Origin of the sequence: Cytobacillus sp. IB215665, assembly GCF_033963835.1 — a bacterium.
GTDB lineage: Bacteria > Bacillota > Bacilli > Bacillales > SM2101 > Nanhaiella.
Map to the genome: position 1 here is coordinate 265,969 of NZ_JAXBME010000003.1, position 20,721 is coordinate 286,689.

17 protein-coding genes are annotated in these 20,721 nt (G+C 34.4%); 5 read left to right on the forward strand and 12 right to left on the reverse strand.

What is annotated here, in order from left to right; all coding sequences use genetic code 11:
• Window positions 1-3: 3 nt before the first annotated feature.
• A complete protein-coding gene (locus tag SLH52_RS05500) occupies window positions 4-336 on the reverse strand; it encodes a DUF1878 family protein (protein ID WP_320208279.1) in 333 nt (110 codons plus the stop codon).
• A 398-nt stretch (window positions 337-734) separates the two neighbouring features.
• On the opposite strand from SLH52_RS05500, the gene SLH52_RS05505 reads away from it, so the two are divergent.
• The 3 genes from SLH52_RS05505 (at window position 735) to SLH52_RS05515 (ending at window position 3,425) form a co-directional block, all read left to right on the forward strand.
• Window positions 735-1,274 carry a DUF3267 domain-containing protein gene (locus SLH52_RS05505; RefSeq protein WP_320208280.1) on the forward strand — a complete coding sequence of 180 codons (540 nt, stop codon included), beginning with the start codon at window positions 735-737 and terminating at the stop codon, window positions 1,272-1,274.
• Window positions 1,275-1,864: 590 nt separating this feature from the next.
• Window positions 1,865-2,044 (forward strand): hypothetical protein, encoded by a 180-nt coding sequence (locus SLH52_RS05510; RefSeq protein WP_320208281.1) that lies wholly within the window; start codon window positions 1,865-1,867, stop codon window positions 2,042-2,044.
• Window positions 2,045-2,564: 520 nt separating this feature from the next.
• Entirely contained in the window at window positions 2,565-3,425 is an 861-nt protein-coding gene (locus tag SLH52_RS05515) for a peptidylprolyl isomerase (RefSeq protein ID WP_320208282.1), read from the forward strand.
• A gap of 45 nt (window positions 3,426-3,470) precedes the next feature.
• Here SLH52_RS05515 and SLH52_RS05520 read toward each other — a convergent pair whose 3' ends face one another.
• The 5 genes from SLH52_RS05520 to SLH52_RS05540 all read right to left on the reverse strand — a co-directional run bounded on the left by SLH52_RS05520 (window position 3,471) and on the right by SLH52_RS05540 (window position 10,435).
• The gene (locus tag SLH52_RS05520; RefSeq protein WP_320208283.1) at window positions 3,471-3,683 is read right to left on the reverse strand and encodes a sporulation YhaL family protein; all 213 of its coding nucleotides are present in this window, start codon (window positions 3,681-3,683) and stop codon (window positions 3,471-3,473) included.
• A 275-nt stretch (window positions 3,684-3,958) separates the two neighbouring features.
• Window positions 3,959-4,906 (reverse strand): 3'-5' exoribonuclease YhaM, encoded by a 948-nt coding sequence (yhaM, locus tag SLH52_RS05525; protein WP_320208284.1) that lies wholly within the window; start codon window positions 4,904-4,906, stop codon window positions 3,959-3,961.
• A gap of 56 nt (window positions 4,907-4,962) precedes the next feature.
• Window positions 4,963-6,180 carry an MFS transporter gene (locus SLH52_RS05530; RefSeq protein WP_320208285.1) on the reverse strand — a complete coding sequence of 406 codons (1,218 nt, stop codon included), beginning with the start codon at window positions 6,178-6,180 and terminating at the stop codon, window positions 4,963-4,965.
• Window positions 6,177-9,191, reverse strand: coding sequence for an AAA family ATPase (locus SLH52_RS05535; protein ID WP_320208286.1), 3,015 nt, complete (start codon window positions 9,189-9,191; stop codon window positions 6,177-6,179). The genes SLH52_RS05530 and SLH52_RS05535 overlap by 4 nt, the downstream gene beginning before the upstream one ends.
• A gap of 26 nt (window positions 9,192-9,217) precedes the next feature.
• Window positions 9,218-10,435, reverse strand: coding sequence for a DNA repair exonuclease (locus tag SLH52_RS05540; RefSeq protein WP_320208287.1), 1,218 nt, complete (start codon window positions 10,433-10,435; stop codon window positions 9,218-9,220).
• An 886-nt stretch (window positions 10,436-11,321) separates the two neighbouring features.
• Here SLH52_RS05540 and SLH52_RS05545 point away from each other — a divergent pair.
• Complete coding sequence (locus SLH52_RS05545; RefSeq protein ID WP_320208288.1) at window positions 11,322-11,744, forward strand: DUF2935 domain-containing protein; 423 nt, start codon at window positions 11,322-11,324, stop codon at window positions 11,742-11,744.
• 90 nt (window positions 11,745-11,834) lie between these two features.
• On the opposite strand, the gene SLH52_RS05550 is transcribed toward SLH52_RS05545, so the two are convergent.
• Both SLH52_RS05550 and SLH52_RS05555 read right to left on the reverse strand, forming a co-directional pair.
• Window positions 11,835-13,091 carry an ABC transporter permease gene (locus SLH52_RS05550; RefSeq protein ID WP_320208289.1) on the reverse strand — a complete coding sequence of 419 codons (1,257 nt, stop codon included), beginning with the start codon at window positions 13,089-13,091 and terminating at the stop codon, window positions 11,835-11,837.
• The gene (locus tag SLH52_RS05555) at window positions 13,084-13,986 is read right to left on the reverse strand and encodes an ABC transporter ATP-binding protein (protein ID WP_320208290.1); all 903 of its coding nucleotides are present in this window, start codon (window positions 13,984-13,986) and stop codon (window positions 13,084-13,086) included. The genes SLH52_RS05550 and SLH52_RS05555 overlap by 8 nt, the downstream gene beginning before the upstream one ends.
• Before the next feature lie 128 nt (window positions 13,987-14,114).
• On the opposite strand from SLH52_RS05555, the gene SLH52_RS05560 reads away from it, so the two are divergent.
• Complete coding sequence (locus SLH52_RS05560; protein ID WP_413785491.1) at window positions 14,115-14,294, forward strand: YhzD family protein; 180 nt, start codon at window positions 14,115-14,117, stop codon at window positions 14,292-14,294.
• A 285-nt stretch (window positions 14,295-14,579) separates the two neighbouring features.
• Here the strand turns inward: SLH52_RS05560 and SLH52_RS05565 are convergent, their stop codons facing one another.
• The 4 genes from SLH52_RS05565 to SLH52_RS05580 all read right to left on the reverse strand — a co-directional run bounded on the left by SLH52_RS05565 (window position 14,580) and on the right by SLH52_RS05580 (window position 20,557).
• A complete protein-coding gene (locus SLH52_RS05565) occupies window positions 14,580-15,377 on the reverse strand; it encodes an enoyl-CoA hydratase (RefSeq protein WP_320208291.1) in 798 nt (265 codons plus the stop codon).
• A gap of 78 nt (window positions 15,378-15,455) precedes the next feature.
• Window positions 15,456-17,069 carry a long-chain fatty acid--CoA ligase gene (locus SLH52_RS05570; RefSeq protein WP_320208292.1) on the reverse strand — a complete coding sequence of 538 codons (1,614 nt, stop codon included), beginning with the start codon at window positions 17,067-17,069 and terminating at the stop codon, window positions 15,456-15,458.
• Window positions 17,070-17,325: 256 nt separating this feature from the next.
• Complete coding sequence (locus tag SLH52_RS05575; protein ID WP_320208293.1) at window positions 17,326-18,882, reverse strand: fatty acid--CoA ligase; 1,557 nt, start codon at window positions 18,880-18,882, stop codon at window positions 17,326-17,328.
• A 175-nt stretch (window positions 18,883-19,057) separates the two neighbouring features.
• Complete coding sequence (locus SLH52_RS05580) at window positions 19,058-20,557, reverse strand: coproporphyrinogen III oxidase (RefSeq protein ID WP_320208294.1); 1,500 nt, start codon at window positions 20,555-20,557, stop codon at window positions 19,058-19,060.
• Between the last annotated feature and the right edge of the window lie 164 nt (window positions 20,558-20,721).

The following is a 20,721-nucleotide window of genomic DNA, read 5'->3' on the forward strand; positions in this document are numbered from 1 at the left end:
AGTCTATTTTATTAATTTCATAAATTCTTCCATCAACGGAGTGTACATTTGTTGTTTTAACATAGCTGTTACTGTATCTTTTACATTCATTTTAAATTGGATTGTTTTGGAGAATTCTATAAGAAGCGGGGTAAATACTAATAGGCCTTCCGCTTTTTGTTCTTCAAGTTTCATGCTCAACTTTTCACAAACTGATAGAATTTCATCTACATCTGCTTTTGATAATTGTTCCTTGATAACCATTTGATAAAATGGCATATGATCCTTTTCAACCATTTTCAGTAACAGTGTTTGATAATACTCTATCTTTTCTATTCGAGCAATAAATTCATCCATACTACTATTCCCTTCTATAGCATTACTTTTAATTTTTCCATATTTCTAATACAATAATATCTAAAAAGATACATGAGTACCAACATCTTTTCATAAGTTCTCTATAACAACTATTTTTAATAAAATTTTTTCGTAACCTTGTTGCTATCGTTCCTAAATTAGAAGATTACGTAAAAAGTCATCGATTAAAGAAAAAAAGGGACACGAAGTCTATTTTATACATGTTTTTTTCATACTAAAACCTTAGTCTAAGCATAAATATTGATAGTTTTGTAACAGCTATTGATTTTTTCAACAAATGAGCGTAAAGTATGTTTGTAAGTTCGTAGATTATAGATTATAGATTTTATATTATAACTCATTTAGGACTGCAATATTATAGTTCGGAAGGTGATTATATGAATTGTTGGAAAACAATCAATTTTTCTAGAGATGTTGGATTCCATCGAATCATACTCATTTCACTATTAACCATGTTAAGTACATTTATATTATTTTATTTACCATTAAATTTATATTACTCTTCAACTAAGTTGCATGGGGATAGATTTATTTATTTTATCATAGCATTACTTATGACCATAGTATTTCATAAATGCTTGCATGCTATACCTCTTATACTTATGAGAAAGAAAGTAAAAATTGAATTAAAATGGATTACAATCATTCCCATATTCACGGTGCGATTTTGCAATATGATATCTAAAACAATGTCTATACTGGTGTTTTTAACACCGTTTGTCATGTTTACATCCATTTGCTTGCTTCTAGCTGTGATGTTCCCAAGCTATATCCACTATTTTTCAATTATCGCAGCAGCTAACTTAGGTTTGTGTGTACCAGACTTTATATGCTTAAAGCAATTTATAAGTGCTCCTAAACGCTCAGTTATTGAAGAAATTGAAGACGGATATGATATTTTAGTAAAAAGTAATTAACCTTACAGGGACTTACTACAATAGCTTTCTTAAGGGCATCCAACAAATATGGGTGCTCTTCACTATTGTTAAGAGCTCAAATACAACGTAGTTCACTCATTCACGTATGTTATTAGTAAATTAAGCCTGTTATCTCGTTAATTATAGCTTTTCTTACTAGGCTGCTTTCACATTGATTGTTGTAAGCACGTATACATCCCTGCTTTTACAATTATCAGTCTCTCATAATACTCATCGTACAGTCCATTATTAGCAAAATTTGATATAAAGTTTACAAAATGAGCCTCTTACTAAGACATAAACGTGTATTAAATTAGTGTTTACAGCATCTTTTGTTCTTAAACTTAATGCCAATCGTATAAACCACTATTTAGCTTTATAAAATATATAAAAAGCAACAAAGTTTACGAAAAAGGCTCAACAATGACGTGTGTATTAGACCGTTAATCAAAGCTTTAATACAATAACAAAGTATAAGGGTATCTTTTTTGCTAAATTTTTGATATTGTTATAAACATATACAAAATGTTCAACTAAATATTTAATGATGTTGAGCATCATCAATTACATTCCAGGGAGGGAATCTCAAATTGCTAATATATTTTATTCCTTTCGCTATATTTGTCCTATATTATATTAATAAATTAACAAACACTTTATGTATTCAAAAAGAGATTCCTGAAGAGCGCCAGCCAAAAGTATTTCGAACAATCAATGTCCTTATAACTATCCTGCTACTTTCATCATATGTTGAAGTCATGTACACTTGATAACTCATTACCCGAAATAAACGATCAAGCTGACTTGTAAATTATTTATCGTTTTCACTTCAAAGCTGACAGATTAATTTGTCGGCTTTTGTTGTTATTTACTAAGCCTCTTTTCTGCTTTTTTTCACTTGCATTAGACTAACTATTGTGTTTTTTATGATTTTTTATAGTCTAAAGATGGAAAAAGATGACTCGAACTCTAGTTGGGTACGGTATATTTCTTAATGGCAAAACCAATCATGACGAAAACAGCCATTAGATAATATCCTTACTAATACAAACGCTATATTTGGAGTCGATCTCCTTATCATTTCCGGTGTTTATCATGTCACTGGAACTATGTATAGATTAATGGTCTGAATTCTGACTACAATAACGACTAATGATCAAACTACCATACAAAATCTTCTATTTCTGTATGGGTTGAAAAATAAAATAATTTCTTTCTCATTTCAAAATATGTTATAGTAGTTGTTGTGGCTTAGATATCATTTAATTTACCGATATAGGAGTGTTTTTAATGAAGAAAATGTTTATCGCATTCACAGCAGCAGCAAGTATATTTGCGCTTTCTGCATGTAATAATGCTGGAGATAGTGAAGTGATCGTAGAAACAAGTGCAGGAAATATTACTAAAGATGAATTTTATGATGTAATGAAGGAACGAGTTGGTGAAGATGTTTTAAGAGAAATCGTATTTACAAAGGTCTTAGAGGACAAATACGAAGTGACAGATGAGGAAATTAATGAGCAACTTCAAACAATAAAAGATCAATACGGTGAACAATTTGAAATGCTTCTTCAGCAATATGGTTATAAAGATGAAGACCAACTTAAAGAAACGATTAAATTAGGACTTTTGACAGAAAAAGCTTCAAAAGAGCGTGAAGATGAAATCGAAGTTACCGACGAAGAAGTCAAACAGTTACATGACAGTATGGAAGGACAAATTAAAGCTAGTCATATATTAGTTGCTGATGAAGAAACAGCAAAAGAAGTGAAGGACAAGCTTGATCAAGGTGAATCATTTGAAGACTTAGCAAAAGAGTACTCTACTGATGCTTCTGCTGCAAACGGTGGAGACTTAGGCTGGTTCGGAAAAGGACAAATGGTACCAGAATTTGAAGAAGCTGCATTTGCACTAAAAGAAGAAGGCGAAATAAGCGATCCAGTACAAAGTGAACACGGATTCCATATCATCAAATTAACTGAAACAGTTAAACCACTTGACGAAATGAAAGATGAGCTTACTCAACAAATTCGCGAATCTAAAATGAGTCAACCAGATTTTGTTGATAAGGTAATTTTAGAAGACGTAGAAGCTGCCAAAGTAAAAGTGAAAGACAATGATTTAAAAGATTTATTTAAAACGAATGAATAATAATGACAATGTCTCATATAACAAAAACGAATCGGTCGTAATTAATTACGACCGATTCGTTTTTTCTTCATTAATTAACTCCCGATTCAAGCTTCGCTGCTCACGCTCTTTCTTCATTCTCTCCATGTAAACATTTCCTTCTCTTTCAATATAGGATTGTTCTATTTTCCGCTCCTTCATCGTAATATGATAGGACATATACCCAGAAAACAAAATCCCTAAGATGACCAATAATACCCACCAAGGAATGATAAACATGCTTTATCCCCTGCCTTTAACTCAAGATTCAATGACTGTTGTCAAATGAATCGTTACTTAGATAAAAATCATTAGTAACGATTGTACTTCAATAAAGAGCCTACAAATTTGACGTAGACAGACGCTGGTATACGCTCTAGCTGCTCTTTCAACTCTTTATTGATTATATGCATAGGGACAAGCATTTATCACTTTTGCAATAGACAAGATATTGTGTTTATTGTTAATGAAGGTGGGTATAGTGAACAGCTAACTTTGAGCATAGATGTTAGGCTTTACTTGTGAAAAGTAGGCTTGTAAAATGATCGATTGTCAAGCGCAAAAACCCTTTCACTAAACTCTCCTGGCTTCACACGTTCTAGTGCACGGTCCAGCATATTCATTTTGGCATCTATATTGTCAATATAATGCAATATTTCTGCTTCCTTTATCATTGGTGGCTTTGGACTCCCCCATTCGGCTTTGCCATGATGGCTCAAAGTCAAATGCTGGAGTACCATTACTTCTTCACCATCAATACCGAGCTCATCAGCTGCTTTACCTATTTCATTTACCATGATTGTAATATGACCTAATAAATTACCTTCTACAGTATAAACTGTTGAGATAGGTCCAGATAATTCAATTACCTTTCCTAAATCATGTAAAATTACACCTGCATATAACAAGTCTTTATCTAGAGAAGGATATTGTTGAGCAATTGCTTTTGCTAAATCGAGCATGGAAACGACATGATATGCTAGTCCAGAGACAAACTCATGATGATTTTTTGTAGCAGCTGGATACTCTAAAAAAGATTGCTGATATTTTTTTAATAGATGCCGTGTAATACGTTGGATATTAGGATTTTTCATTTCAAATATAAATTGGGTTATACTGTCTATCATTGACTCTTTTGACAGAGGGGCTATCTCGATAAAATCAGACATTTTAACTCCATCACTTTGATTCGCAGGACGAATGTTACGAAGCTTTAATTGATTTCTTCCTCTGTAATTATGTATATCTCCAACAACTTTAACAATATTTTCACCTGCATATACATCCTCATCTTCAGTGGAAGCATCCCACAGCTTTGCTTCAATATCACCACTTTTATCTTGTAAGATTAACGTTAAAAATGGTTTTCCATTACTAGCTATACCTTTTGTTGCAGATTTTATCAATAGAAACACATCAACCTGCTCACCAACATCAAAATGTAAAATTCCTTTCGACGACATGTGTTCACTCCCCCTCATTCACATATATATAATTCATTTCATTATATCATGATTCATTAATCCTCGACGTGAATAGTAACTTTTCGCTGTTTATTATATAACCAAACTTTCATTGAAATCATCCCAATTACCATGATCAATGCTCCAAAGAAATATGGTAAGTGTATATTTGCCTCGAACAAATTACCTGCAATTAACGGACCTGCAACATTTCCTAAGCTTAGAAATGAATTATTTAACCCCATGACCATACCTTGTTTATTGCCAGCAAGCTTAGAAATAAGGGAGTTTAGTGCTGGACGCAAAATTGAATTCCCAAGGAAGAAAATACTAGTTGTCAAAATAACCATGCTATAACTTTTAGCAAATGTCATGATTACGAAGCCAATCGCACTAAGCAACAACGACCCTGTTACTACTCTTTCATCTCCAAAACGATTTACTAACTTACCTACTAAAACTCCTTGTGCAATTGTACCAATTAACCCGACAATGAGTATTATCGTTCCTACTTCACTTGGACTGTATTGATACCGTTCCATCGAATAATATCCAAAGATTGATTGAAAATTCGCTAAACCAAAGCTCATGATAAAAACAAGCACTAATAGGAAACCTACAGGACTGACAAGTGCTTTAACTAATATTTCAAAATGGTTAGCAGATTTTTCTTGTGTTTGAGTCTGAGCTCGCATATCCTTCGTATACGATTCAGGTAAGATAAGCATTGAAACAATACCTGCTATAGTCGCTGCAATGCCAGCAAATAAAAATGGATAAGACAAATCAAACTCTGCTAACCATCCTCCAATACCAGGACCAACTACAATACCTAAACCCATTGCGGCTCCTAGAATCCCCATTCCTTGACCACGTTTGTCTTCACTAGTTACATCTGATACATACGCCATTGCAGTTGGCATAAGAGCAGAACCAAATGTTCCAGCAAGAATTCTAGACAGGAATAGCATCCACAAGCCTGTTGCATAAGCAAATATAAATTCTGCTACAGCAAAACCAAAGAGCCCGATTGTAATAAGGGGCTTTCTGCCAATTTTATCAGAGAGGCGCCCCCAAAGAGGTGCAAATAAAAATTGCATAAACGCAAAAACAGCAACAAGCATCCCTAATACTCTAGCATTAGCATTGAATGCTTCTACGTAGAAAGGTAATATTGGAATGACTAAGCCAATCCCAACCATAATAATAAATAAATTAGTACTTAACAACAAAAGTGGACCACGTTTAAATGTGGATTCGTGTGTTGAATTCATATACCTATCCTTTCAGTCTTATTTTCCAATAAGATAATTTCGTTTTCTTGAAAATAGTCAAGTATATATTCATGGCATGTAAAAAATAAAACCTGATGCTTTTTAGCTATAACTCTAATTAACTCGACTGACTTCGCTAACCGATCACGATCAAAATTTACAAAGCTATCATCAATAATAATCGGAAACTTTTCTCCTTTTCCTACTTGCTCTGCAAGTGCTAGACGTAGTGCTACATACATTTGTTCGGCAGTTGCTTGACTTACTTCATTGGGTTGAAAAAAAAGGCCATCCTTACGTTTTAATAAAAAGCTATTGTTTTCATTTGGAGGCAACACTTCGGTATACTCTCCATTCGTTAATAATTTCATATATGCTGTCGTGTTTTTTAGTACATTGGGTAAACGTACATGACGATAATGATCAATAGTATTTGTAAGCATTTTTTTTGCTAATGCATAGCTCGCCCATTTTTTCGCTTCCTCTTGAAGCTGTGACTTTTCAATCTCAAATTTATGTAGTAATTCAGCATATGTTCCTCCCTCCTCAAGTTGCGACTGAAGGACCTTTAATTCTGAGAGTTCTTCGATAAGGCTTTGTTCTTTCATAATTATGCTTTTAAGCTCGTTATCATACTTCTCAACCTGCTCTGATAAAGGGACTAGGTCTTTAGGGAGTTGATTAGTTAACTCATCTCCACGTTGAGTTAAAATTTGAGCCTCAACGATTGCTAGTCTCTCTAATATTAGTTGACTATCTTTAAATGCCTTCTCTTTCAAACGAAATTGCTCTTCATCTTGGACTTCAGCAAGTTGGAATAGATGTACAATATCATTGTGTAAATGATTTTTTTTAGTCATAATCTCATGTAATTCATCGTCTAATGCATTTATGTTATTTTCTTTTTCTTGCAACAGCCTTTTTTTATCCTTTTCTTTCATTAACCGCTTATCAATATTATATAGCGTTACACTTATATCGTTATCATTCTTATCGATTTGGAATAAATCTGCTAATTCAGCCACTTTAGCATCAAATTCATTCATATCATTTTCTAACAATTGTTTTTTTTCAGCTATCAATTGCTTTCCTATTATCAATTCTTTTATTTTCTCTATAATAAGTAATATTTCATATAATTGCTTAGCTGAAACATCCTCATTAATAGGAAATCCTAAATCTAAATTATGCAACTTATTAGAAAATGCAAACTTGTCCTGTTCCCAATCTGTAAATTTCTTAACGATCTTTTCATATGTTCTACCACGTTGTTCAACTGCTATTTTTTCGATTTCAAGTAATTGCCTATAATGGTCATCTTTCGCTAACATTCGTTCTAAGTCTGAAAGGTGATTATTTGACAAATTTAAAAGTTGTTGCTTATTTTCATCAATAGCGCTTATTATCTCAGCTTTTTCTTTCTCGAGCTCATTTAACAATATTTTTTCGGACGGCGCATTGAATCTAAGTAACAGTGGGATAAATAGGATAACAATTCCACCTAATAACATGATCCAGTTACTAGTGAAGATCGCTCCGCCAGCAAGCCCAACAAGCAACAAGATACTCAAAGAACTAACTAAATTTATCCGTTGTTTTTTCTTCTTTTCAACAACCTTTATCGTATCAACTTTACGAGTTAAGCGAGCATAACTCTTTGCTAAATGTTCCTGCTCATGCTGTAACACTTGCAGTGAACTATGCTGTGAAATTTGTTTCTCATACTTGTCACGCTGTTCATCCTGTAAGGTTTGTTGTTCGAATTCAATGAGCTTTTGTTCACTATCTTCTAAATCTTCCTTTGCACGATTAAAACGCTCATCTAACACTCGTTTGTCATGAGCCAGTTCTTCATCAATTCTTATTAGGGTAGAAAGTTGATCTTTTTGTAGTAAACCAGCATCGATTTGAAGAATATGTGTTTCGTCAAGATCAAAGGGTAACTTTGCAAGCTCAAAATGAAACTCTTTTTGCTGTTGATCAATTTGAACAGATAATTCATTTTGTCTTTCCAACATAGCTTGAAATAAACTGTAATTCGACTTGACCTCTTGAACTTTTTCTTCAGCTATTAACATGCCTTCAGCTACCGCTTCATTTTGCTGCTCTTCAACAAGGTCTCTTCGTTTTGCAAATAAAGTATGATATTGTGCTTCATAAGCTCTTTTTTCAGCATATAGTTGTTCAAAGCGGATAAGTCCATCAGCAGGAAAAGGAAGATATGTCGGTAGCTTGTCTAATTGCGTACGATATAATGCTCTTTTTTCAAACAATGGCTGTAGCTCAGTTAGTTTTTTTACGATTACTGTTTCTTGTTCAAGCTTTTTTTTATTTACCTTTATCGTTTGTAGTTCTTCCTTTATTACTGTCGTACGATTCATTAAATTTTTGTATTGATTACTTTTTTCCTGCCAATGTAGAAGCTGTTTATTTTGTTCAGCTAGTTGAGGTAGCATCTCGTTAATTAACGGTTTTCTACCATTTGGCTTAAAATACTCATCTATCTTTTTTGAAAGCTTTAGCTCAGCCGAAAGAATGGCATCCGTTCCTACAGCGCCAGAAGAAAATAAATAACGACCCAAATCCTCAGCTTTCATTGTATGTATATTTTGTAATCCATGAATATTAAATGAAAATATCGACTGGTAGTTTGATTTATCCATACCTTGAACAATCATTTGCAATGCCTCTTCTCCAGCCTTTGTTCCATCAGAAAACGTAACTGTAACAGCTCTTTCACCTTTTCTTGATAACCTTTCAACAGTTACAACACCATACTTCTCTGTTTCAAGCACAAGGCGACCACCATACTTGCTCCCTAATCTTGGCTTGTATCGATTTTCACTCTGTTGCTTAGTAGGAAAACCAAATAACATACTATGGATAAATGAATGTAGTGTAGATTTTCCTGCCTCATTTTTCCCATAAAAAACTTGAATATCACCAAGTGGCTGTAAGTCTATATGATCAAGCTTTCCATATCCATAAATGTATATACCGATAATTTTCATGTTCAATCACCCGCTTATTTCCATGATTAGTATAATTCTCTGAATAATAACTTCTGAGCCTCGTTATGAATTTCACGTATATCTTCTTCAGACAACTCTGTAAGGTATTTACGTGCTTGAGAATGAGAAAATAGCGGTTTGAGAACTTCCTCATATTCTTCGAACTCGCTTATCATAGAAACTAAATCTTTGAGAAAAGGAGATTGCGCTAGGTTCTTATCCTTAATACCTTCACTAGTATTAACGATCGTTTTGTCAACCCAGATAAAATCTTGCCTTTCCTCTTCACCATCAACTATGATTGATAAAAAATCCTCTAACTGTGCTTCATTATGCAATACTTTATGTAGTGGTCCTGATCCAATAAACTCAATAGATAGTAGGGTTCCATTATTTCTTGATCGAATCTCTTCAAATTTTGTATAGCTTACGTTTAACAACTCCTCAAATGTTTCAAGTTGCGCTATATTAATTTCTAACTGATCCCAAATGAGATTTGTAGTTGGATGAAAAGAATAAGATACACCTGTTGTAGATAGGTTCACTATATAACAGCCTTTTTCACCATACTCCTTTCGATGCCTACCTTGAGTATTCCCTGGATATATAATTGGAGGGTTATCACATAGAACTTGACGTTGATGGATATGGCCTAATGCCCAATAATCAAAATCTTTTTCAATGAGTTGTCTAACAGTAAACGGGGCGTAATTATTATGTTCTGTTTGTCCTTCAGAACTGCCGTGTAGGATCCCAATATGAAATTTTACTTCTCCATGTTTGTTATACAGGTCAGTCATATTGTTACGTACGGATCTGTTTCGATAACTAAACCCATATAAATTGACAAGCTCTTTTCCTTCTTTTTTATAAGTCTTACATTCAACTGTTTCATCAGCAAAAATATGTACATTTTCAGGCCACGTTATATCTATCCATGATCCATTAATATAATCATGATTCCCGTGCACAATATATACCTCTATTTGTGCTTCTTTCAACCTTACCATTTCTTTCCTTAATCGAGCTTGGGCTCTTATGCTTCGATCCTCTTGATCATAAATATCACCTGCTAGAATAACAAAATCTACTTGTTCTTTTATTGCGATATCAACAAGATTTGTCAATGCAATAAAGGTACTATCCATTACTCGTTGAAATATTTGTGTGGGAAGCTTTTTTAATCCAACAAAAGGACTATCCAAATGCAAATCTGCTGCATGTAAAAATTTGATTTGCTCCATATAAACTTGCTCCTTTTAAACAACTATTTACTATTATTATAATTCTATTTATTTTACCATATGTTGCTCATAAACCCCTCTTTTTCGTAAATCACAAAAGTATACCGTTATCTAGCTCTAATAAAGCATTTCTTGATTGATTATATAACATAAAAAATGCTTTCACTTTGATTGTTTATTTTTCTAAGTAAAAGTAACTTCATAGTCATTGTTACAAAGCGTTTGTTGCTGCTCAATTTAACCGTGTCACTATATCCCTACTCAAGCAATTTACAACCCAAATATAAAATCACCCCGAGCTTAGTAGGAACTACTACAGATGCATTAGCTTTCATTGGCAAATCTATATAAATGTCTATTAAAAAGCATTTTCAAAGTAGTAGTTACATACATTGTGTATATGTAGATCATCATGCTTTATCATTCTACTAAGTCTAAATTTAAGCCAAATGATATAACGATTAGATGCTATTATGCTTCATTAACATAGGCTTTTTTCGTAAACTCTGCTGCTATGGTTATCAAATTCGTACCATCGTCTCGTTGTACAGTAGAAAAGATGCCACGAACACAAATTGACTACGTATTTATTTCTTAATGCGAAAATAGCGTTACTAAAAATGGATAGTATGATGGTTCTTATGAGGGCTCAAAAAGTTCTAAAAAATAGAAAAGAAGTCACAAACGCTAGATCTAAATGTATACGTTCAAATATGTTATAACGAACGTAATGAATCAATGTGAAAACAGTCTTCACTTGTCATTCGATATTTTACTTCTTATTCTATCCAATTACATTCTATTCAATTCATGCAAGATTTTATCTAGCTGATGATGGATGCTATTTTCCATTAGTATTACATATTTCTATTAAGGGGGAGTTTATTTGCAATTCTATTATGGGCAGCAAATGCCCTTGCGCATACTTGATGAAGCTGAATTTTGGAAGCACCAGGAAGAGGAACATACTGTTGTCATTAGAGAGCTTGTTAAAGATCTAGAATCTGAATATGTAGATCAGTTAAAAGTATGGGAACAAACACTTAAAGAAACACATCAACATATAGTCAGGTTTATTGAAACTGTCATACGCTCAGGTAATCAAATATCTGCTAAGCTCCATGAAGACATTATGAAACTAGTACAATTTTGCTTACAACAGAGTGAAGAGTTTATTAAACTGTGCAGGTTCCTCCAAAGACATAGCAAGCCCATCCAAGAAAATCAAACTGCAATTGTAGTAATAGATCATATCATTCGTGAATCTGAGTACTTTATCGGTATTTCAAAAGCCTTATTATACAAATAGACCACTGAAACATTTTCAGTGGTCTTATTATTATTTTAAAGCGTTATGCTTAACGAACATGAATAATAACAGATTGATATACATTTACCGTTATTTTTTTGTTAATTGTAGCGCCTTTTTAATATCTTTAAACGAACTTGATTTTCCGTACATTAATACACCACCGCGATATACTTTTGCTCCGAATAACGCTAACGCAACAATTGTTCCAACTAGCAGTGTGATACTTAAAGCAATTTCCCACCAAGGAAGATTTAACATGCCTACACGTAAAAACATAATCATCGGAGTAAAAAATGGTATATAAGATGTGACTGTAATAAAGGAGGCTTCAGGTACTCCTAATCCAAACATCGCGATCATAAAAGCTGCAACGATTAACAGTGTCATTGGCATAATCATTTGCTGTACATCTTCAATCCTACTCACTAACGAACCTAGAACTGCAGCAAGTGTTGAATATAACAAATATCCAAGTATAAAAAATACAAAACCATATATAATCGTAGATGCTGGTATATTAGCAAACCCAAAGAATTCTAAAACCCCGCCACTGTTTTTAATATTATCTACATTGCTTGATAATGAAAAATATCCTATTGCTAGTATAGCTGCAAGCTGCGTTAAGCTAAGAAGAGCAATACCTAAAATTTTCCCGAACATTTGTGTAACAGGCGAAACACTCGAAATAATTATTTCCATTACCCGTGAAGTTTTTTCAGTGGCAACTTCAGTAGCTATCATACTCGCATACATGATGACTGAGATATAAATGAAGAATAATAACACATAAACAATGCCTCGTGCTTGCATTAATTCTTCCTCTGTTTTTGCATCCTCTGCAAGTGCTATTTTTTCGAAAAATACTGGTTCATATAATTTCTCCACCTGTGATGGTTCAAGTCCTATTTGACTCGTTGCAATCGTTGTTTTCAATTGCTGTAAAGCTTGTTCTAGCTTCGTATTTACATCATTATCAGTTATACTCATCGCCTTAAAGGTTCCTTGAGGTAAATTTGCTTCATTATAAGAAAGAATGATAAATCCAGTATAATCTTCCTCTTCAACCTTCAATGTCGCTTCTTCTTCTGTCCCACTATATTTCTCAACGGTTAACTCTTCACTAAAAACATCTAACTGGGCTTTAAAAGGCTCAAATAACTCCGCAGTTTCGTCAATTACAGCAATCGTTGTTGCCTTATCTTGTTTATCAAAAAAATCTATAATATTTTGCATATTTCCTAAAGCAAATACTATTAAGCCAATGATAAGAGTTGATATAATAAACGATTTTGTTTTTAACTTGGTCATGTAGGTATTTGACACAATAATCCAAAATTTATTCATGATAAGAAGCACCTACCTTTTCTATAAAAATATCATTTAACGAAGGTTCTTCTAGCATAAATTTTCTAATAAAGCCCTTATTGCTAATTTGTGCAAGAATCTTTTGTGAAACATTCTCATTTTCTACTTGCAGCTCCACTCCTAGTGCCGTATCCTTAGCTTTGACTACACCAGGTAACGTTTTAATGTCAGATAAATCAAAGTCAGCGTCGATCATTACATTCTTTTTACCAAATGACCTTTTAATATCTTTTAGGCTACCATGAACGACAGGTTTACCGTGATGCATAATACATAAATGCTCACATAATTCCTCCACATGTTCCATTCTATGGCTTGAGAAAACGATTGAAGTACCTTCATTTTTCAAGTCAATGACAGCTTCTTTTAGTTGTTCAACATTTACTGGGTCTAAGCCACTAAATGGCTCATCCAAAATAAGTAATTTAGGTTTATGTATGACAGCCGAGATAAATTGAATTTTTTGCTGGTTACCTTTAGATAACTCTTCAACTTTTTTATTCTTGTATTCTGGAACTTTGAATCGTTCAAGCCAGTAGTCTAGTTCTTTTACCACCTTTGCTTTGTCCATCCCTCGTAGCCTACCAAAATAAACAATCTGCTCGACAACCTTCAATTTTGGATAGAGTCCTCGTTCTTCTGGCAAATAACCAACTAAATGGCTTGATGAATAATTAATTGGTTTTCCTTCCCAAGTGATGTTTCCTTCAGTAGCATCTAACAATCCTAAAATCATTCGAAAGGTTGTCGTTTTTCCAGCCCCATTCGCCCCTAAGAAGCCGAACATTTCTTTCTCTGGAATATCAATTGTTAACTTATCGACAGCTGAAAAACTGCCGAAACGTTTTGTTACATTCTCTAGCTTTAATCCCATAGTCTACCCCCTCCTATTTTTCGATACTATAATTACGAATAAAAAAACTAATAAGTTTCATATTTTTTGCAGAATTTTGATTATTATGTAAGAATAATAGTAATTATTTAATAAGGAGTTGTTGAATTGTGTACACTTTAACAGTATATGATGCAAGCGGTGAGAAATTACTAGAAAAGACATTTGAAGCAAGCGGTGACAAAGAAGCAAAGTTAAAAGGAGAACAATTGTTAGTTGAATCAAACTACCAAGATAAAACACACCGCTGTACGTCTTCGCAAGGAAAATTAATTTTGTTTCATCGCTAATAAAATTTTCCACAAATAAGTCCGATGTTGATGTTGTGAGATGTAACAGGCAAACGCATATCGTTAACAATCATTGTTCATCGACTACATGTACTGATTGTCAATTATGCAATTTCATCGGTCAAATTTACTGTTTTTCATGTCAAATCTACTACTTTTATCGGTCAATTTCAGAGTTTTATTCGAAACTAAAGCGCAAGCTCACTATTGTTATGTAATGTGACACTTGCGCTTTTTTACTTACTAGAAAGTAAATCGTTTCTGAAATCGCTTTCAATATTATGATTATTTGCCTATAAATTGAGGTTTTCTCTTCTCAATAAATGAGATGATACCTTCTTGATGATCAGCCGTTTGGCGCATTTTAAATTGGGCCTGCTTTTCTAACTCAAGAATATTCTTTAATGTAGGTAAATGCATTTGTTTAAAAATATTTTTAGTCTCTAACATTGTTTTCGTAGGTTTGTTTAACCACTCAGTAACTTTAGCTTGAACTGCTTCCTCGAAGTTACCTTCAACAACTTGATCAATCAGTCCTAGTTCAAGTGCCTTAGCTACAGGAAGTTTTTCGCCTTCCCAAATAATTTTTTTCGCCTTTTGTTCACCTACACGTCTTTCGATAAAGAAATGTCCTCCACCGTCAGGAACTAAGGCGATCCCGATAAAGTTCATCGCAACAATTGAATGAGCTTCAGCCATTACGTAATCACTCGCTAACGCAAAGCTTAACCCTAATCCAGCTGCAGGACCATGAATTGCACTAATCGTTAACAATGGTAACTTATAAAGCGTTTCCATCATTTCGTTTATTTTGTTCATCATTTTTTCGAAGTCTTCTGGTCCAGCTGATGCGGCAGTTGCTAGCATTGATTTAATGTCACCGCCTGAACAAAAACCTTTCCCGCTTCCTTTAATAACGAGTATGTCTGCCTCACTGTCAGCAACTTCATGAAGCTTTTCTACTATACTAAAAATCATTTCTACGTCCATCGCATTTAAAACTTTCGGACGATTTAGTTCTAGTGTTGCCACTCTTTCTTCGACTGTTAATAGAACTACTTCAGTAGAGCTTTGAGTTGTCATAATTATCCCCCTTTTATTTATTCTTTATAATTGTACCAAAACTATACAATAAAATAAATATTCTGAAATTATTTTTGTTTATAGTTTTTGAAGATGCTCCTTTAACTGCTCCCTCAATGCTCTTTTTAAAAATTTCCCAACTGATGTCTTAGGTATTTCTTTCATGAATACGATATCATCAGGAAGCCACCATTTGACAAACTGAGGGCGTAAATACTCGTAAAGCTCTTCCTTCGTTACAGTATTTCTTTCATCCTTCATTACAACACATGCAATTGGTCGCTCTTGCCACCTTTCATGAGGAACTGCAATGACAGCAGCCTCAAAAACTTCTTCATGAGCCATTAAGGCATTTTCTAAATCTACAGATGAAATCCATTCTCCACCACTTTTAATAAGATCCTTTGTACGATCTACAATTTTAATTACCCCTTCTTGGTCCACTGTTACTACATCACCTGTATAGAGCCAGCCATCACGAAATGCCTCTTTACTTCTATCATCATGATAATATTCTTCTGCTACCCATGGACCTCGTAAACAAAGCTCACCCATTTCTGTTCCATTCCATGTTACTTCGCCATCTTTACCGATCACTTTCATTTCAACACCCGGCACAAGATAACCTTGCTTAGCTCGAATTTCTAAACGCTCTTCCTCTGATAAGTTAGTTTGGTGGCTTTTTAATCTAGACAAAACAACAAGTGGGCTCGTTTCAGTCATTCCATATGCATGAATAAATGGGATGCCATATTTGGATTCAAATGCTTTTATCATTCCTTTTGGTGCAGCAGAACCACCACATAAAATTCTAGTTACACTATTTAAATTGTAGTCTCCTTGCTCAAGAACCTGTAATAACCCTAACCAAACCGTAGGAACACCAGCTGCTATTGTCACTTTTTCTGACTCCATTAATTGTGCTAATATCTTTGGGGTAAAAGAAGGTCCTGGCATAACCATGGTTGTTCCAAACCATACCCCCGCAAAAGGTAATCCCCAAGCATTAGCATGAAACATCGGTACAACTGCTAATGATACATCACTCTCAGAAATTGCTGCACTGTCGGCCAATCCTAATGCAAAGCTGTGTAGAACAATTGCCCTGTGAGAATAAACGACACCTTTTGGATTCCCTGTTGTTGCTGATGTATAACAAATACCTGCTGGGTCATTTTCATCCAAATTATTTTCAAATGGAAATGTTGGGTCAGCATCAGCAAGTATTTTTTCATAGTGGAAAGCCGGTTCAAGTATTGTTTCAGGAATGTCTTCTTTATCTGTCATAATAATATAAGCACGTACGGTTGGAAGCTCATCTTTAATTTTTTCAATAAGAGGAAGCAAATCATCATCTATTAATAAAACTTTGTCCTCCGCATGATTAATAATATAGACGATATGTTCAGGAGCTAGGCGAATATTAATTGTATGAAGAACCGCTCCTATCCCAGGTATGCCAAAATACGCTTCAAGATGGCGATGGTGGTTCCACGCAAACGTTCCAACACGTTCCCCTTTGTTGACCCCCAGTTTTTGCAATGCACTTGATAAACGTCTAGTTCTTTCACCAATTTGCTTATACGTATGCGTTGTTTTTCCTTGTGCAGTTCGAGAGATAACCTTCTTGTTCGGAAAATATGTTTCAGCGTGCTCCATCATCATTGGCAAAAGTAACGGTGAATTCATCATGATACCAGCCTCCTATTTGTTGGTTTAAGGAAAGAACGAGCCTCCAATTACACCTTTAGTCTCCACTTCTCCATAACAAACTCTGCAATCATCTCAGTTTCAAATCCCCAAAGATCTATTTAAATACTTACACAACTTGAGTTCAGGGCAACTTTTTTTCTGTAACATAATGACTAACAATATAAAACCACTTTTATATTATTCATTTGATACAATAACTACAAAAATTACGAAAAGAGCCATATAAAGAAGATATTTATACTTGTGTGTTAGTCATTTGCTCTCGAAGTAAAAACTTTTGGATTTTACCACTCGCATTGCGAGGTAACGCATCTATAAAAACATATTTTCTTGGTCGTTTATAATTTGCAAGCTGATCGCTATTTATCAAGTAGTCTTCTAACATCTCTGCCGTTAGCTGTGGATTTTTTTTGACTATTACTGCTATGACTTTTTCTCCCCATACCTCATCTGGCTCCCCAAGTACAGCAACATCTAGCACTCCGTCATATGCATGGAGTACGTCCTCTATTTCTCTCGGATATACGTTCTCTCCCCCACTTATAATCATGTCATCAACTCTATCTGCTACATATAAATATCCTCCTTGATCAAGATAGCCTAGATCTCCTGAATGATACCATCCTTTATACATCGCTTTATCAGATGCTTCAGTACGATTAAAATATCCTTCCATCATACAAGGACCCCTAACAATTATTTCCCCTACTTCTCCAGGAGACAGAACATTCTCCGGATCTGCAGGGCCATCATCATTCGGCAGTACTATACGTATTTCGTGGTTTATGCATGCTCTGCCAGCAGACCCTGCTTTGAGTAATTGTTCATCTTCCATAAGAAACGAAACCGCAGGACCCATCTCCGTCATACCATATGCTTGTATTAAATCAATTCCCATTATCTCTTTTATTGACTTTACTAATACAGGAGCCATTGGCGCTGCCCCATATAGCCCTAAGCGTAATGAAGTGAGTGATTTAGATTCAATTTGTTCCTGCAACAGCATATTCCACATCGTAGGTGCTGCAAACAAAACTGAGATTTTCTCTACTTCAATTGTTTTTAACACACTTTGTGGATCAAAATGGTGAAGTATGACATTAGTTGCTCCGACATGTATCCTCGGTATGAAGCAACAATGTAATTCAGCACAATGAAACATTGGGGCTGTGACAAGACCTCGGTCTTTATCCGTTATTTTCAGAGCGGTAAGGCAAATAATACTTTGTTCAACCATATCACGGTGACGGTGAAGGACACCTTTAGGCCTTCCTGTCGTACCACTCGTATACATAATTGCGTAGAGGTCATCTTCACTAATTTTTACTTGGGGTTGTTCTAGAGAAGCTAGTTTTAATCTTTCATCATAACTTACAGCATAAGAAGGAGTATCTTCGTTAATGTACCAGAAGGAAGTGTTTGTAAATTCTTCATGAATTGCAAATATATGAGGTTCTAAGGCTTGCTCAAATAATACTACTTTTGGTTCTGCATCACTTAAAATGTAAGCTACCTCTTTTGGTTGCAGCCTAAAATTTATTGGATTAAATATAGCACCAATTTTGGCACAAGCTATAAGGGCCGTTGCTAGTTCACTCGTGTTAAAAAGATAGGTCGATACTCTATCACCCTTTTGCACACCTGAGGAAAGTAACGCATTTGCTAACTTATTTACCTCGATGTCCCATTGTTCATAAGTTAACCTATAACCTTTAGCAACATCAACCAGCGCTTCCTTCTTAGGAAATTTTGCGACCGTTTGTTCAAATAATCTGGCTATTGTCATGTACAAAAAAAATTCCTCCTTTTTACTATTAATTAAGTAAGTCATTCCAATATATATTTCATCAAAAAAAAGTAAAACACCTTTATTTTTTCGAATATTCCAAAAATAAAATTCACTAAAAAAAGTTGCCAGGAAAGTTAGAATTTCAAGGGCAACTTTTGTAGTGAAAATAATGCAATTTTCAATCTGAAAATATATTTGAAAGGATAGAAATCTTATCATGTGTATACTTTTCGTAACCGTCATTAAACGTTTTAGGGTCTTTAGGATTTGCAAACCTTGTTATTTTTCCTGTTTGTGGATGCACAAATTTACTCGATGCCCCGCACCCTAATCCAATAATTGTTTGCTGTTCTTCCATAATCATAATATTATAGATGCTTTCTTGACCAGGAAGAGCATATCCAACGTTTTCTAAATTTCCTAGGATATTTTTTTGTCGATACAAATAATAAGGTCTATATCCTTTTTCATTGTTCCATACAGAAGCCATATCCATCATTTCGGCTATTTCTTGTCTATCAGCTACTGGATATTTTGCTTTGTTTTTTGTCATTTCTGAAGCACGTTTAAATGATAAAGTATGCACCGTTAAAGATTCTGGCATTAATTTTTCTGTTTCGGATAATGTATGGTGAAATTGTTCTTTACCTTCTCCAGGTAATCCAATGATAAGGTCCATATTAATGTTATTCATCCCCATTTGTCTAGCAAGATGAAATTTATCAATCGTTTCTTGAACCGTATGATGCCGTCCGATCGCTTTTAATGTTTCCTGAATATACGATTGTGGATTGATGCTTATACGATCAATTTTCCATTTGTTCAACACAGTGAGCTTCTCAGGTGTGATTGTATCAGGCCGACCAGCCTCTACTGTAATTTCTCGTACATTTTCAACATTCGGAAAGGACTCATACATTTCCTCGTAAAGCATATCCATTTCTTCTGCAGAAATACTTGTAGGTGTTCCACCACCGTAATATATAGTCGTAATGTTAATACCATTCTCTTTTAACCAAGTTCCTACTTTAAGCATTTCATAATGTAGTCCCCCCAGAAAGGAATTTACTGAGCCCTGCCTACCATTTATCGCATAAGCAGGAAAGGTACAATATGCGCATTTCGTTGGACAAAATGGAATTCCGATATAAATGCTTACTTCGTTCTTTAATTGATATAGATCTGGCACAACTGAAAGCTGCTGATCCACAATTTGCTGCATCAGTTGTATTTTTTCATCTGAAATCATATAGTTGTCACGAAGCTCGTTATGGGCTTGTTTTTTAGCTATACCTAACTGACGTTTTTTATGAAGTAATTTCGTTGGGCGAATCCCAGTTAATAATCCCCATGGTTGTCTCACTTTTGTATGCTGCTGTAACAATGATAAATACACATATAAAACGATATTTTTTATTTGGGTAAACCGTTCCTTTTCACTTTCAAAAGAAACAAGCGACTTTTCCATCTTTGCTTCAAATGTATGATTTGTAGCAAGTACATGTAATTTAGCAGTAGCTGAAGCGTTTTTACTCTCGTCTAGATCAACCGTAACAATTAATGTTGGATCATCAGTATTATTAAACGAGAGTTCGCTTTGTTCAAAAAATAAATCTGTAATTAGTTCCATTGGACGTTTATATCGCGGATCATCCAAACCATTTATTAATATTTTCATATACATCACCTTCTTATTGTCCGATCCAAACTTATCTAAGTGTACAGAACATATGTAAATTGGTCAATCATGGGGTGGGCGAATAGATTTTCACCTCAAAAAAGATTATCTCTACTAAATATTTCTTTCCTGCTTGGAAGTAAGGATATCATTTTAAAATAAGT

Excerpts from the sequence above, each read along its gene's own strand:
- SLH52_RS05500 (WP_320208279.1), bottom strand. The coding sequence starts at position 336 with ATGGATGAATTTATTGCTCGAATAGAAAAGATAGAGTATTATCAAACA.
- SLH52_RS05505 (WP_320208280.1), top strand. The coding sequence starts at position 735 with ATGAATTGTTGGAAAACAATCAATTTTTCTAGAGATGTTGGATTCCAT.
- SLH52_RS05515 (WP_320208282.1), top strand. The coding sequence starts at position 2,565 with ATGAAGAAAATGTTTATCGCATTCACAGCAGCAGCAAGTATATTTGCG.
- SLH52_RS05520 (WP_320208283.1), bottom strand. The coding sequence starts at position 3,683 with ATGTTTATCATTCCTTGGTGGGTATTATTGGTCATCTTAGGGATTTTG.
- yhaM (WP_320208284.1), bottom strand. The coding sequence starts at position 4,906 with ATGTCGTCGAAAGGAATTTTACATTTTGATGTTGGTGAGCAGGTTGAT.
- SLH52_RS05530 (WP_320208285.1), bottom strand. The coding sequence starts at position 6,180 with ATGAATTCAACACACGAATCCACATTTAAACGTGGTCCACTTTTGTTG.
- SLH52_RS05535 (WP_320208286.1), bottom strand. The coding sequence starts at position 9,191 with ATGAAAATTATCGGTATATACATTTATGGATATGGAAAGCTTGATCAT.
- SLH52_RS05540 (WP_320208287.1), bottom strand. The coding sequence starts at position 10,435 with ATGGAGCAAATCAAATTTTTACATGCAGCAGATTTGCATTTGGATAGT.
- SLH52_RS05550 (WP_320208289.1), bottom strand. The coding sequence starts at position 13,091 with ATGAATAAATTTTGGATTATTGTGTCAAATACCTACATGACCAAGTTA.
- SLH52_RS05555 (WP_320208290.1), bottom strand. The coding sequence starts at position 13,986 with ATGGGATTAAAGCTAGAGAATGTAACAAAACGTTTCGGCAGTTTTTCA.
- SLH52_RS05565 (WP_320208291.1), bottom strand. The coding sequence starts at position 15,377 with ATGACAACTCAAAGCTCTACTGAAGTAGTTCTATTAACAGTCGAAGAA.
- SLH52_RS05570 (WP_320208292.1), bottom strand. The coding sequence starts at position 17,069 with ATGATGAATTCACCGTTACTTTTGCCAATGATGATGGAGCACGCTGAA.
- SLH52_RS05580 (WP_320208294.1), bottom strand. The coding sequence starts at position 20,557 with ATGAAAATATTAATAAATGGTTTGGATGATCCGCGATATAAACGTCCA.